Here is a 13,963-nt window from a genome sequence, read left to right as displayed (position 1 = left end):
CAGAGAATCCTCGATAGATGTCCTTGCTTGCTATTGGTATCAATCACAATACGGCTTCGGTTGAGTTACGAGAAAAAGTGGCTTTCGGCCCAGATAAATTGTCTGAGGCGCTTGGCCAGTTGTCTGCTGACTCACACGTGAACGGAAGTGTCATTCTTTCGACGTGTAACCGTACTGAAATTTATTGTGATGTTAAATCATCAAGTAAGAACAAACTTATCGAATGGTTGACCCAGTTTCACAACGTCAGCCCTGAAGATTTGAAACCCAGCTTGTATGTTCATGAAGACCAAGCGGCGATTCGTCATCTAATGCGAGTCTCTTGCGGTCTGGATTCACTGGTATTGGGTGAACCGCAGATTCTTGGACAGGTGAAACAAGCGTACGCGGACTCTCGTAAAAACAACGCCGTTGATTCATCGCTCGATAAATGGTTCCAGAAAGCATTCTCTGTCGCTAAACGTGTTCGTACTGAAACTGAAATTGGTGGCAGCGCTGTGTCGGTGGCTTACGCCGCTTGTACTCTGGCAAAACACATTTTCGAATCTTTGGCGGATGCCACTGTACTGCTTGTTGGCGCAGGGGAAACCATTGAACTGGTAGCAAAACATCTGGCAAGCCACAACTGTAAACGTATTATTGTGGCAAACCGAACCCGCGAACGTGCAATGAGTTTGGCGGAAGAATTTAATGCAGACGTGATTGCATTGAACGAAATACCGGATCACCTGCATTTTGCCGATATCGTTATCAGTTCAACAGCCAGTCCTTTACCTATAATTGGCAAGGGTATGGTAGAAAGCGCACTGAAAAAACGCCGCCATCAGCCTATGCTGTTTGTCGATATTGCCGTGCCACGGGATATCGAATCGCAAGTGGGTGATCTTAATGATGCCTATCTGTATTCGGTGGATGATTTGCAATCTATCGTGGATAGCAATATTGAGCAGCGCAAAGTAGAAGCGATTGAGGCGGAAGCAATTGTCAGTGAAGAAAGCGCTGCTTTCATGAGCTGGATGCGCTCACTGCAAGCGGTAGACAGCATTCGTGACTACCGTAAAGCAGCCAATGATATCCGTGAAGAATTGTTGTCAAAAAGCTTACAAGCTCTGGCTGCGGGCGGAGACCCAGAAAAACTGTTGGTGGAGCTGAGCAACAAGCTCACCAACAAACTTATTCATAACCCTACCCGAGCGATGCAAAGCGCTGCGGAGTTAGGAGAACCGGCAAAACTTGCCATTATCAGACAAAGCTTGGGTCTTGAAGACTCACAGTAATCTGTAACTCTGAATTTAAAGAAGAAATTATGAACTCGTCGATTTTAGTGAAGCTTGAATCTCTTGTTGAACGTTATGAAGAGGTTCAACACCTGCTGGGTGACCCAACAGTTATTGGTGATCAAGATAAATTCCGTGCTCTTTCAAAAGAGTACTCTCAGCTTGAAGAGATCACTAAGTGTTTCCAAGCTTACCAGCAGGCTCAAGAAGACTTGGCTGCAGCGGAAGAGATGACCAAAGAAGATGACGCTGAAATGCGTGAAATGGCTCAAGAAGAGATGAAAGAAGCAAAAGCGACTATCGAGCGTCTTACTGACGAGCTGCAAATCCTTCTGTTGCCTAAAGATCCAAACGATGACCGTAACTGCTTCCTAGAAATTCGTGCAGGTGCAGGTGGTGATGAAGCGGGTATCTTCGCTGGTGACTTGTTCCGTATGTACAGCCGTTATGCAGAGAAAAGAGGCTGGCGCATTGAAGTGATGTCTTCAAACGAAGCAGAACACGGCGGTTATAAAGAGATGATCGCGAAAGTGAACGGCGATGGCGCATACGGCGTACTGAAGTTTGAATCAGGCGGTCACCGTGTACAACGTGTTCCAGCAACGGAATCACAAGGTCGTGTTCATACTTCTGCATGTACGGTAGCGGTAATGGCTGAAGTACCAGAAGCAGAAATCCCTGAAATTAAAGCCAGCGATCTGAAAATCGATACATTCCGTTCATCGGGCGCGGGTGGTCAGCACGTTAACACCACGGATTCAGCAATCCGTATTACTCACTTACCAACCGGTACCGTAGTAGAGTGTCAGGACGAGCGTTCACAGCATAAGAACAAAGCAAAAGCGATGGCGGTACTTGCCGCTCGTATTGCTCAGGCTGAACTTGCTAAGCGTGCGGCTGAAGTGTCAGATACACGTCGTAACCTGTTAGGTTCTGGTGACCGTAGTGACCGTATCCGTACTTACAACTACCCACAAGGCCGCGTATCTGATCACCGTATTAACTTAACGGTTTACCGTTTAAGTGAAGTGATGGAAGGCGATCTACAAGCGCTGATCGACCCAGTACTACAAGAGCATCAAGCTGATCAGTTAGCTGCACTTTCAGAGCAAAACTAATCAATGTTGCTAACCATTGAGGCCGCGTTAAAAGCGGCAGCAGAGCAATTGACCGAGAGCGGCAGAGATTCGCCGTCTCTCGACGCCAACGTGCTACTTTGCCATGTATTAGACAAGCCACGTTCCTACCTTCTCACATGGCCAGATAAATCTCTCGACATCCAGCAGCAGAACCAATTCGACGCACTGATTGAGCGCAGAAAAGCGGGTGAACCAGTTGCCTATATCATTGGTGAACGCGAGTTTTGGTCATTGCCACTTAAAGTGTCGCCATCGACTTTGATTCCAAGACCCGATACCGAAAGGCTGGTGGAACTGGCGTTAGATAAAGCTCAGCTTATCGATGGTGATATCTTAGATTTAGGAACGGGAACAGGCGCAATTGCTTTGGCTCTGGCTTCCGAACTGCCTCTGCGCAAAGTGTTTGGCATTGATTTACGTGAAGAAGCTTGGCAGCTAGCAAGCGACAATGCCGAACGTTTAGGCATTGCAAATGCGTCGTTTTGGAACGGAAGCTGGTTTACTCCTGTACCATCGGGTACAAAGTTTGCTTTAGTGGTTTCAAACCCGCCATATATTGAAGAAAACGATCCTCATTTAACGCTTGGCGATGTGCGCTTTGAACCGAAAAGTGCATTGGTCGCTCAAGATAACGGGTTAGCGGATATTAAGACCATCAGCGAGAATGCTCGTGATTATCTGTTAAATGAAGGTTGGTTGCTGTTTGAACATGGTTATGACCAAGGCGCGGCAGTTAGAGAGATTTTGCAAGGTTTCGGCTATAGCAATGTTGAAACACAAAAGGATTATGCCGGTAATGATCGTGTTACCTTAGGCCAATATCGTATAGAAGCCAAAATCAAATAAAAACGATATCGAATAAAAAGTCATATTAGGCGCAGAGAGGATAAAGATGTACGAAGGTTTAAAACATTTCCATATGCTGACGATTGCCATCAGTGCACTGTTGTTGTCCGTTCGCTATGTATTACTGATGATGAACTCAAAGCATCTGCAGAATAAATTTCTGAAAATCACACCACACGTTGTTGATACCTTCTTATTGTTATCTGGTGTCGGTTTAATCTTTATTACTGGTTACTTCCCATTTACTGAAGCGGCACCTTGGATGACCGAAAAACTGACCTGTGTTCTCGCTTATATCGCCCTAGGTTTCTTCACCCTTAAATTGGCGCGTAATAACTTACTGCGTACCTTTGCATTTTTCGGTGCATTAGGTTGGTTAGGCATGGCAGGTAAAGTTGCAGTAACTAAAGTGCCAGTATTTTTCGGCTAATTATCAACCTAGTCAGAATAATCCCAGTTAGCGAACAAAGAGTAGTTAAATGCTTGACTTATTTGATGAAGATTTTGATGAGATGGAGCTGGTTGAGGGAGCATTAATCCTCAATAAAGCCATTGATCCAGAAACTCAAGTAGAATGGGCTGAGCAAGAGTTAAGCCGTCTACTAAACGAAGCTGAAACCAGATTAGCGGATAAAGCGGAACAGAAAGAACGTTTCGATGCATTCTTGCACTTATTTTACAAAGAGTGGGGATTCATCGGCGATCGTGAAGCGTATTATGACTCTGACAATGCTTTTATTGACAAAGTATTAGAGAGACGCAAAGGCGTACCAGTAAGCTTAGGCGCGTTGCTTCTGTACTTGGGCCGTAAGCTTGGTTTTCCGATGCAAGGCATCACTTTTCCGACGCAATTTTTATTGCAGGTGAATTGGCCAGACGAAACGAATCGTTACTTAAACCCATTTACGGGTGAGTACGTATCAAACCATACGTTGCAAGCGTGGTTGATTGGTATGAAAGGCCCACTCGCTAAATTGAAAGCAGAGGACCTCAAAGTAACCGATCATCCGACGATCATTGGCCGCTGGCTTGCCTTGCTAAAAAGTGCCTTATTGCGTGAAGAGAGATACACTCTTGCATTGAGATGTACCGATTTAGCCCTGACTTTTGTTCCGGATGACCCATACGAAATCCGTGATAGAGGCTATATTTATCAGCAATTAGATTGTCATCAGGTGGCAATGTCTGATTATCAGTTCTTTATTGATAATTGCCCTGATGATCCAGCAGCAGAATTATTAAAAACTCAAATGCATGCACTCAGTCATAGTACTGTGACCTTGCATTAATCAATGAAGAGACAAAACATGGAACAAAAAATCGTTCACGTTGGCGATATCCCTGTCGCAAACGACAAACCGTTCACCTTGTTTGCAGGCATGAATGTGCTGGAATCTCGCGATATGGCTATGCAAATCTGTGAGCACTACGTAAAAGTGACAGACAAGCTAGGTATCCCATATGTATTTAAGGCTTCGTTTGATAAAGCAAACCGCAGCTCAGTACATTCTTACCGTGGCCCAGGTCTTGAAGAAGGCATGAAAATTTTCCAAGAACTGAAAGATACTTTTGGTGTGAAAATTATCACTGACGTACACACAGAAGCACAAGCTCAGCCTGTTGCTGACGTGGTTGATGTTATTCAGCTTCCAGCTTTCCTAGCTCGTCAAACTGACCTTGTTGAAGCAATGGCAAAAACAGGTGCAGTAATCAACGTGAAGAAACCTCAATTTATGAGCCCGGGTCAAGTGGGTAACATCGTTGAGAAATTCGCTGAGTGCGGCAACGAGAAAATTATTCTATGTGAGCGTGGCTCTTGCCATGGTTACGATAACCTAGTGGTTGATATGCTTGGCTTCGGCGTGATGAAAAAAGTGTCAAACGGCAGCCCAATTATCTTCGACGTGACTCACTCGCTACAAATGCGTGATCCATCTGGCGCAGCTTCTGGCGGTCGTCGTGAGCAAACTGTTGAGCTAGCCAAAGCGGGCTTAGCAACAGGTATTGCTGGTCTGTTTATTGAAGCACATCCAAATCCAGAAAAAGCACGCTGTGATGGTCCTTCAGCATTGCCACTTGATAAGCTTGAGCCATTCTTAGCACAGATGAAAGCTCTGGACGATTTAGTGAAAAGTTTTCAGCACATCGACATTCGCTAATTGAATGAATTTTCGTGTAAAAAAAGCCACCTTCGGGTGGCTTTTTTATGCCTGCCAGACAGTGACTAAATCGTTGAGCAAACGATTTCATTCACAAATTCATCTTACTAAATTAAGAAAAAGTAAAAAAAACGGCTTCAATCAACTAGTTTTACTATTTAGCCAATTAAGTGACTAAATTTTTTGACGTTTCTGTTGTGATCTATTAGACATAAATATGAAATAACTCTGTCACTTGTACGAGGTTATTTTAAGGTTAGATCTATTTTTAAAGGTCAATCGCAAGTGAACTCAACAGAAAACAGATTGATCTAGGCTTAAAAATTATTAGTAGTGGAATTCATCAGCTCAAAGGTATGACAATGAAACAAGGCTTTATTCTTAAAACGGTTTTAAGTACCGCTATTTTAGCGTCATTGGCAGGCTGTGCGACTCAACCTGCTCACGAGTGGGAAGCAGATAAAACGTACAAACTGACAGTGCTTCACACCAATGACCATCACGGTCGTTTCTGGCAGAACAAATACGGCGAGTACGGCATGGCCGCTCGTAAGACTTTGATCGACGATATTCGCGCTCAAGTTGAAGCAGAAGGCGGCAGCCTGTTGCTACTTTCAGGTGGTGACATCAACACAGGTGTTCCTGAGTCAGACCTGCAAGACGCTGAGCCTGATTTCAAAGGGATGACCAAGATTGGTTATGATGCCATGGCATTAGGTAACCATGAGTTTGATAACCCACTAGAAGTGCTGTTCAAGCAGCGTGAGTGGGCGGATTTCCCAATGCTTTCTGCAAACATTTACGACAAGTCTACTGGCAAGCGTTTGTTCCAGCCTTACCAAATGTTTGATAAGCAAGGTATCAAGATCGCTGTTATCGGTTTAACAACGGAAGATACAGCGAAGATCGGTAACCCAGAGTACATTGGCGGTATTGATTTCCGTGACCCTAAAGAAGAAGCGAAGAAAGTGATTGCTGAGCTGAAAAAGACTGAGCATCCAGATCTGATCATCGCAGTGACTCATATGGGCCACTACCAAAACGGTGAATACGGTATTAATGCACCGGGTGACGTTGCACTGGCTCGCTATCTGAATGAAGGCGACTTGGATATGATCGTTGGTGGTCACTCTCAGGAGCCTGTGTGTATGGAAGGCCCGAATGTAGTGAACAAAAACTTTGCTCCGGGTGATGAGTGTAAACCAGACATGCAAAACGGCACTTACATCGTTCAAGCATTTGAATGGGGTAAATACGTTGGTCGCGCTGATTACGAATTCCGTAACGGTGAGCTGAACATGGTTAGCTATGACTTGATTCCAGTAAACCTGAAGAAGAAAGTAAAAGTTAACGGTGAAAGCCAACGTGTCATCGCAACGACTGAAATTGCAGAAAACAAAGAAATGCTGGAGTTCTTACGTCCTTATCAAGAGAAAGGCCAAGCTCAGCTAGGTGCAAAAGTTGCTGAGTCTAATGGTAAGTTGGAAGGTGACCGTAACGTGGTTCGTTTCCAACAAACTAACCTAGGCCGCTTGATTGCTACAGCGCATATGCAACGTGCGAAAGCGGATTTCTCTGTGATGAACTCTGGCGGTGTTCGCGACTCTATCGCGGCAGGCGATATCACGTACAAAGATGTACTGAAAGTTCAACCTTTCGCCAACATCCTTACTTACGTCGATATGAGTGGTCAGGAAGTGCTTGATTACCTAAATGTAGTTGCGACTAAGCCTGTAGATTCAGGTGCGTATGCGCAATTCGCTGGTATTTCAATGCAAGTGCAAGATGGTCAAGTATCAAACGTGTTTATCGGTGGCAAACAGCTTCGTCTAGACGACACTTACCGTTTCACAGTTCCAAGCTTTAACGCCGCTGGTGGTGACGGCTATCCTAAGATTACAGACCGTAAAGGTTTCGTAAACACTGGTTTCGTGGATGCGGAAGTTCTTAAAGACTACCTAGAAGCGAACAGCCCGATTGACGTAAACAAATATGCTCCGTCAGGTGAGATTGTTTACAAGTAATCAATGCGTTGTTTGATACGCAATTGAATAAGCGGTGTGCAAACACCGCTTTTTTTATTAATGTAAATTGATGCGAGAAGAGATAAGCTAACCGCCTGAGGAATAAAGGTTAGATTGTGGTAAGGAAATAGAATGACCCCAGCGATTCAGTTAGCGAAGAAAAAAAAAGTCCCTCACACCATTCATCAATATGAACACGATCCTAACAATGCCAGCTATGGTTTAGAAGCGGCAGAAGCGTTAGGTCAAGATCCGAAAACCGTGTTCAAAACGTTGCTTTTTTGTCTTAATGGCGAAGAGAAAAACCTTGCTGTGGCTATCATTCCCGTTGACCAGAAACTGAATCTCAAGTTGGCAGCGAAAGCAGCGAAAGCCAAAAAAGCCGATATGGCTAACCCAGACATCGCACAGAAGACAACCGGATATGTGGTTGGCGGAATCAGTCCTTTAGGACAAAAGAAAGCGCTACCGACTTTCATTCATCACAGTGCCACTGAGCTGGCAAGCATGTGTGTGAGTGCAGGGAAGAGAGGATTGGAGATTGAGCTAGCACCGCAAGATTTAGCGACATTAACGCGGGCGCAGTTTGTAGACTTATGTCTTGAAGCTTGAACTGTATTAAGCAATAAAATGGCCTCATCAAGAGGCCATTTTTACAGAGATAGTAACGTCTCTATTAAGAATTTTGTGTTTTCTCTTCCATTTGAGCGTTATCCACAACGTGGTTTTCGCCCAAATCTCTTGGTAGAAGAAGGTTTAGTAGGATAGCAACGATACCGCATAAGCTTACACCTTGTAGGCTGAAATCACCCACACCGAAAGCCATACCACCAATACCAAATACCAGTGTTACTGCCACAATCACTAGGTTACGTGATTTGTGCAGGTCAACGTGGTTTTTGATTAGCGTGTTTAGACCTACTGTTGCAATAGAACCGAACAGAAGAATCATGATGCCGCCCATTACAGGTACAGGGATAGTTTGTAGTAGAGCACCCAGTTTACCGACAAGAGCAAGTACGATCGCTGTTACTGCTGCCCAAGTCATGATCACTGGGTTGAATGCTTTAGTTAGCATTACTGCGCCAGTAACTTCAGAGTAAGTTGTGTTTGGTGGAGCACCTAGGAATGCTGCAAGCATTGTTGCCGCTCCGTCACCTGCGATAGTGCGGTGTAGTCCCGGCTTCTTAATATAGTCTTTGCCCGTTACGTTCGAAATTGCCAGCATGTCACCCACGTGCTCTACCGCAGGAGCAATCGCAACAGGGATCATGAATAGAATGGCGTTAATGTTGAACTCTGGGAAAGTGAAATTAGGCATTGCGAACCAAGCTGCTTCACGAACAGGAGTGAAGTCTACAACGCCAAAGAATAGAGACAGAGAGTAACCCGCAATAATGCCGCACACGATTGGGATTAGCTTAAAGTAACCTTTAGCAAATACACTAGCGACAATAGTAACAAGTAGAGATACACAAGAAATCCAAAGAGAAGCATCACCGTCAACCAGTTGGAATGCACCATCACCACTCTTACCTAGTGCCATGTTTACCGCTGCTGGGGCTAGACCAAGACCGATAACCATAATGACTGGGCCAACTACTACAGGTGGCAGAATTTTGTGGATGAACTCTACACCGCGAAGTTTAATGAAACTGCCAAGAATAATGTAAACAGCACCTGCTGCGACTAAGCCACCCATAGTTGCAGGAATACCCCATGTTTGAACACCAAACATGATAGGAGCAATAAAGGCAAAAGAAGAAGCGAGGAAGATAGGAACAGAACGACGGGTAATAATTTGGAAGAGTAATGTGCCGGCACCAGCACCGAATAAAGCAACGTTAGGATCGAGTCCCGTCAGCAGCGGAACCAGCACTAACGCCCCAAATGCAACAAACAGCATCTGAGTGCCCAAAATGGCATTTTTCATGGTATTTTCCCTGTAGCTAAACAAAATTCGCGGGATTCTATCACTTTTGCAAACGTTTGCCATTTAAACTAGATCAATTTTTGTTACTTTTGTCATTTACATTCGGCGAGCCAAAGTAAAAGTTTGGAAACTTTTATCACCAGTGGCGAGCACTCACCTTGCCCCATAAACGATAGTTGCTTATCATCAACTTTCAGAAACTTAGAACGTAGGAACAATATGCGCTATTTAGCTTTTTTGCTGATGGGATTAACGTCTCTCCCAGCTTCTGCACTCACCACGGTTAATCTGTACAAAACAGAAGTCGTTATTGATCAGACACAAGAAGGTGCAGATGCCAAAGCTCGATCGCTGGGTATGCAAAACGTTATTGTTCGCGCCACGGGCGATAAAGATGCCGTAAACAATGAAGTAGTTCAAAAGGCGTTAAGTAAATATAACCAATATCTAAACCAGTTTAGTTATGGTCAGACAAACGATGTCTCTACGATAACCATGCAGTTCAGCGCGCCGCAAATTCGTTCTCTGATTACTCAAGCTCAGTTGCCATTCTGGCCTGAAAATCGCGCTAACCTTTTAGTTTGGCTGGTGGAAGAGACCCCATACGAACGTGTGATCAGTTGGGAACATTCTGACTCTAAGATTCTAAAACAGTTGAAAGAGGAATCCTTGGCGAGAGGGTTGCCTATCACTGTCCCGGTTGGTGATTTTGATGACATTACAGGGTTAGAAATTTCTGATCTGTGGGGTGGTTTCATTAAACCTATCAGCCTAGCAAGTGATCGTTACCCAACAGATGCAGTATTAGTAGTTAAAGCGCAAGGCAACGATTTGCGTTGGACACTGTATGACCAAAATGCTTACAACATGCTTCAGTCACAGAAAGCGCCAATGACAGGAAGAGCATCTGGCAGTGCCGCAGCGGCAGAGATGATTGATCAAATTAGTGACTACTACGCAAAGAAAAACTCCGTACTGATTGGTTCTGAGTCTTCACAAACCGTATTAGCATCATTTGATTCAATTAAAAATGCTGAAGACTTTTTCTCATTAGAAAAACGCTTAAAAGCGTTAAGCTCAGTGGCTTCACTCGATATTCTTAAAATCCAAGGTCAAGAAGTGGTGTTCAATGTTCACTTGCTGGCGACTGAAGAGGATTTCGAGCAAGAAGTACTGCGTATTGCCCAAGTTCAAAAGGCTCCAGAGCTAGAAGTTCCGCAACCTTTACCTGTGGAACCGTCAGTTGAACAAGCAAACTCAGTTCAAGAGCCACAAGACCAAGCTATTGATACGACTGAGCCTGCGGTTGTGAACCCTGTTGATAGCAGCGAGCCTACTCAACAAGGTGATATGTCGGTTGTGACAGAGCCTGTTTCAATGGAGAAAACTTTGCGTTTTACTTGGTTAGATTAATCTGTCCGATTAAGTATCGAAAGGCAAGATAGACGCAAATAAATATAAGAAGCCCCTGTTGCTCATCACAACAGGGGCTTTCTTTTTGCTCTTTAAAGTCTTTGCTACTCTTGGTCGAATCGTTGTTTCTCTTGTTTTTCAACGACAGAAAGTTTGGTCAATTTCAGCCCTAACTCTTTACCACGATGTCTTGCGTACAAAACGTTGCCCATAAATGCTGAGAAAGTGAGGAACAGTTCGACAGCTGCCAGCCAGCGTTCGCCATCGTCGACATACAAAATGGTGAAAGCATGTAAGAAATACAGCATCAGAATAAAGTTGGCCCAAGCGTGGGTATAAGGTTTACCCGCTAAGATACCTGGTAGAGGCAACAGCAGTGGAATCAGCCACGCTACCGTTAACGCCAATGGATTAAGGTGTGGGTGTGGTGATAAATCCAGTTGCCATAAAGCTATCCAAACAATCAAAGCGAGGTTACTTGTCAGTGCTAACCAGCGAAACTGTTTGGTTTTTGAGGTCATTTCAACACTCATGGTCGTTCCTTTAATGAGACTCGTCTGTTGAACAGAGACGGTCTTTAGTTCGATGCATCTTTTAGTTGTCGCGCTAGCTTAGCAAGACGTTTTCCGAGTTGACGTGCAAGTTCGCTTTCATCTTCAGAGAGTTTGCTGTTCAATTGCGATACGTGGCTAGCACCGTAGGGGGTGCCACCTGATACGGAAGTATGCAATTTCGGCTCAGAGTAGGGGATGCCCACAATAACCATGCCATGATGAAGCAGAGGTAACATCATGGTTTGTTGTGTACTCTCTTGACCGCCATGTAAGGTGGATGAAGAGGTAAACACACAAGCAGGTTTATCTATCAAATCGCCGTTTAGCCACAAAGGTGTGGTTTGGTCCCAAAAGTGTTTCAAAGGTGCGGCCATGTTGCCAAACCATGCAGGGCTACCCAAAGCCAAACCGTCGCAGTTCTTCAGCTCATCTAACGTGATATATGGATCTTCAGCATTGGTTTCATTGCTGTTGATCTCCGGAACTGTTCTCAGAATCGCTTCACAATCCGGAATACTGTTAATACCCCTAGCGATCTGCCTTGCCAATGACTGAGTACTACCGTGTCGGCTGTAATAGAGTACAACCACATTGGTCATCATAAGATTTCTAGAACCTGTTCTGGTGGACGGCCTAAGCGAGCCTTACCATTGGCAACTACGATAGGACGTTCAATCAGCTTTGGATTCTCGACCATAGCAGCGAACAGTTGGTCGTCAGAAACGCTGGCATCACCTAAAGCAAGTTCTTTGTAGACATCTTCTTTGGTACGCATCATGTCACGCACAGATGCCACGCCTAACTGGGCGTAAAGTGTTTTCAAAAGTTCAACACTGAGTGGTGCTTCAAGGTACTTGACGACTTCTGGCTGAACACTGTTTTGTTCCAACAAAGCCAGTGTTTCACGACTTTTTGAGCATTTCGGGTTGTGATAAATCACGACAGACATAGTTTTTCCTTACTTTCTCTTTTTATTATTGAAGCGATAAGAATCGTTCTCTTTGTATCATTAGCTGATCAATACGAGCGTCATATCGCGCTTGTTCTAAACTGCCTAGCTTGGCGAGTTGGCTGGCTTGTGTATATAGCTGAATGGCTTTGTTCCAGTTGGCACGTAACGCTAGGACTTCGGCTTGAGCGGCCAAATCTTCTGCCTGATTGCCATTACGACTGTTGGCTTCTGATAGCAAATGCCAACCGTTGGTATCGTTTGGATTATCGTGGGTATAACGCTGCAGCACGCGAATCGATTCGCTAAATTTCTGCTGTTTCAGTAACACGTTAGCGTAGTTCACCATCAAGACAGCATTATTTGGTGTTTGTTTTAACGCGGTTTCTAACAAATTCTGTGCGTCATTAAGACGGTCGGTTGCGATGTAAAGGTCGGTCATTGCATCGAGATAGAAACGATTGTTAGCATCTGCTTTTAACAGCTTGCTGAGAATCGCTTCGGCTTTGTCGTGCTGCTTTGTATCGAGATACACCAAGGCTTTGCCGTACTCAAAAGAAGCATCAAGAGCGGGTACGGTGGTTTTTTTTTGCGTTCTATTAAACCAATCTAAAGCGGCTTCACCATCAATGCCTGCATAGCGGGCCACAATACGGGCGCGGGCTAGATGATAATCGAGGTCAGGCTGCAGCTTAACGGTTGGAAAGCTTTGAGCGCGTTCTCGGCTGTCTGTAATACGATCTTCCGGTAACGGGTGAGTTAATAGCATCGGTGGAGGTGTGCTCGCGTAGCGGTACTCATCCGCTAAACGACCGAAGAAACGTGGCATTGCTCTTACATCAAAGCCAGCTTTCGCTAAGGTAGATATACCAAAACGGTCCGCTTCTTTTTCGTTGCTTCGTGTGTAGTTAATTTGGCTCTGCATATTGCCCGCGGTGGTGGCGGTAATGGCCGCAATACCGGCTTCCGGCGCGGCAATAGCAAGTAGCAATGAGCCAGCTAATGCAGCCATTGTTGCTGGAGTGCGACGCGCTTGGTCTTCCATGCTGCGAGCAAGGTGACGCTGGGTTACGTGTGCAATTTCGTGAGCAATAACGGAAGCCAGCTCACTTTCTGACTGAGCATGAAGAAATAAGCCAGAATGAAGCGCGACGTAACCGCCGAAAAAGGCGAATGCGTTGATATTACGATCTCGGATCATAAAGAAGGTAAACGGTGTTTTTACGTCGTCCGCGTTCGCAACTAATTTGTGACCAAGTGTGTCAATGTATTCGTTAATCACAGGGTCATTAACGATAGGCTTGCTGCTTCTCAGCATACGCATATAGGCATCACCATAGATCAGCTCTTGGTCTATGGTCAGAGTGGAACCCGCTACGGTACCAATGTCAGGAAGCTCTATAGTGTTAGCGTAAGACAGCGAAGGCGCACATAACGCCGTTGATATACATAGGCAAACGAATGAACGAGTACGTTTTAACATCATGTTCTTTGTTGATACTCCAATATCATTTTCCATTAGGACATTGTCCGCTTGAAATGGTTTCCACCGTTCAGTCTTAAGTTGCTGTGACTGTACCGTTAACTACAACGTATTATGCGTGAATCCGAGAGATAAATAACCAATACTTTGTGACTCTACAACTTAGGATATTAAGAGTGGCGCATA

The 13,963-nt window shown here is 44.8% G+C and carries 14 protein-coding genes; 9 read left to right on the top strand and 5 right to left on the bottom strand.

The annotated features are described in order from the left end of the window. The first annotated feature begins 17 nt into the window (after window positions 1-17). The 8 genes from hemA (at window position 18) to ybaK (ending at window position 8,057) form a co-directional block, all read left to right on the top strand. Window positions 18-1,277: a glutamyl-tRNA reductase gene (gene hemA / locus AAGA51_RS11410; RefSeq protein WP_042484118.1), complete on the top strand. Its 1,260-nt coding sequence runs from the start codon at window positions 18-20 to the stop codon at window positions 1,275-1,277. Between the two features lie 29 nt (window positions 1,278-1,306). Beyond that, the gene (gene prfA / locus AAGA51_RS11405; protein WP_042484116.1) at window positions 1,307-2,395 is read left to right on the top strand and encodes a peptide chain release factor 1; all 1,089 of its coding nucleotides are present in this window, start codon (window positions 1,307-1,309) and stop codon (window positions 2,393-2,395) included. A gap of 3 nt (window positions 2,396-2,398) precedes the next feature. After that, complete coding sequence (gene prmC / locus AAGA51_RS11400; RefSeq protein ID WP_042484113.1) at window positions 2,399-3,262, top strand: peptide chain release factor N(5)-glutamine methyltransferase; 864 nt, start codon at window positions 2,399-2,401, stop codon at window positions 3,260-3,262. 46 nt (window positions 3,263-3,308) lie between these two features. Further along, on the top strand, window positions 3,309-3,692 hold the full coding sequence (locus AAGA51_RS11395; protein ID WP_042484110.1) for a SirB2 family protein: 384 nt from the start codon (window positions 3,309-3,311) through the stop codon (window positions 3,690-3,692). Window positions 3,693-3,741: 49 nt separating this feature from the next. After that, window positions 3,742-4,551, top strand: coding sequence for a SirB1 family protein (locus AAGA51_RS11390; RefSeq protein ID WP_042484108.1), 810 nt, complete (start codon window positions 3,742-3,744; stop codon window positions 4,549-4,551). Between the two features lie 18 nt (window positions 4,552-4,569). After that, window positions 4,570-5,421: a 3-deoxy-8-phosphooctulonate synthase gene (kdsA, locus tag AAGA51_RS11385; protein WP_042484105.1), complete on the top strand. Its 852-nt coding sequence runs from the start codon at window positions 4,570-4,572 to the stop codon at window positions 5,419-5,421. Between the two features lie 362 nt (window positions 5,422-5,783). Beyond that, on the top strand, window positions 5,784-7,445 hold the full coding sequence (gene ushA / locus AAGA51_RS11380) for a bifunctional UDP-sugar hydrolase/5'-nucleotidase UshA (RefSeq protein WP_042484102.1): 1,662 nt from the start codon (window positions 5,784-5,786) through the stop codon (window positions 7,443-7,445). Between the two features lie 132 nt (window positions 7,446-7,577). Next, window positions 7,578-8,057 (top strand): Cys-tRNA(Pro) deacylase, encoded by a 480-nt coding sequence (ybaK, locus tag AAGA51_RS11375; protein WP_042484098.1) that lies wholly within the window; start codon window positions 7,578-7,580, stop codon window positions 8,055-8,057. Between the two features lie 64 nt (window positions 8,058-8,121). Here the strand turns inward: ybaK and AAGA51_RS11370 are convergent, their stop codons facing one another. Next, window positions 8,122-9,378 carry a uracil-xanthine permease family protein gene (locus tag AAGA51_RS11370; protein WP_042484095.1) on the bottom strand — a complete coding sequence of 419 codons (1,257 nt, stop codon included), beginning with the start codon at window positions 9,376-9,378 and terminating at the stop codon, window positions 8,122-8,124. Window positions 9,379-9,597: 219 nt separating this feature from the next. Between AAGA51_RS11370 and AAGA51_RS11365 the strand changes: the two genes are divergently transcribed. Further along, window positions 9,598-10,791 carry a DUF2066 domain-containing protein gene (locus AAGA51_RS11365; RefSeq protein WP_052404585.1) on the top strand — a complete coding sequence of 398 codons (1,194 nt, stop codon included), beginning with the start codon at window positions 9,598-9,600 and terminating at the stop codon, window positions 10,789-10,791. A gap of 104 nt (window positions 10,792-10,895) precedes the next feature. Here the strand turns inward: AAGA51_RS11365 and AAGA51_RS11360 are convergent, their stop codons facing one another. From AAGA51_RS11360 to AAGA51_RS11345, 4 genes are read right to left on the bottom strand one after another with little or no spacing between them, the layout of a single operon-like run. Then, the gene (locus AAGA51_RS11360) at window positions 10,896-11,324 is read right to left on the bottom strand and encodes a DUF2069 domain-containing protein (protein ID WP_042484092.1); all 429 of its coding nucleotides are present in this window, start codon (window positions 11,322-11,324) and stop codon (window positions 10,896-10,898) included. A gap of 44 nt (window positions 11,325-11,368) precedes the next feature. Then, window positions 11,369-11,944 (bottom strand): NAD(P)H:quinone oxidoreductase, encoded by a 576-nt coding sequence (wrbA, locus tag AAGA51_RS11355; RefSeq protein WP_156102027.1) that lies wholly within the window; start codon window positions 11,942-11,944, stop codon window positions 11,369-11,371. Then, window positions 11,944-12,294 carry an arsenate reductase (glutaredoxin) gene (gene arsC / locus AAGA51_RS11350; RefSeq protein WP_042484086.1) on the bottom strand — a complete coding sequence of 117 codons (351 nt, stop codon included), beginning with the start codon at window positions 12,292-12,294 and terminating at the stop codon, window positions 11,944-11,946. The genes wrbA and arsC overlap by 1 nt, the downstream gene beginning before the upstream one ends. 25 nt (window positions 12,295-12,319) lie before the next feature. Next, window positions 12,320-13,777 (bottom strand): M48 family metalloprotease, encoded by a 1,458-nt coding sequence (locus AAGA51_RS11345; RefSeq protein WP_042484165.1) that lies wholly within the window; start codon window positions 13,775-13,777, stop codon window positions 12,320-12,322. Window positions 13,778-13,963 lie beyond the last annotated feature (186 nt).

It is taken from the genome of Vibrio diazotrophicus, from assembly GCF_038452265.1.
Lineage (GTDB): Bacteria > Pseudomonadota > Gammaproteobacteria > Enterobacterales > Vibrionaceae > Vibrio > Vibrio diazotrophicus.
Note: the sequence above shows the minus strand (reverse complement) of the source record. Positions and strands in the feature narration are given on the sequence as shown.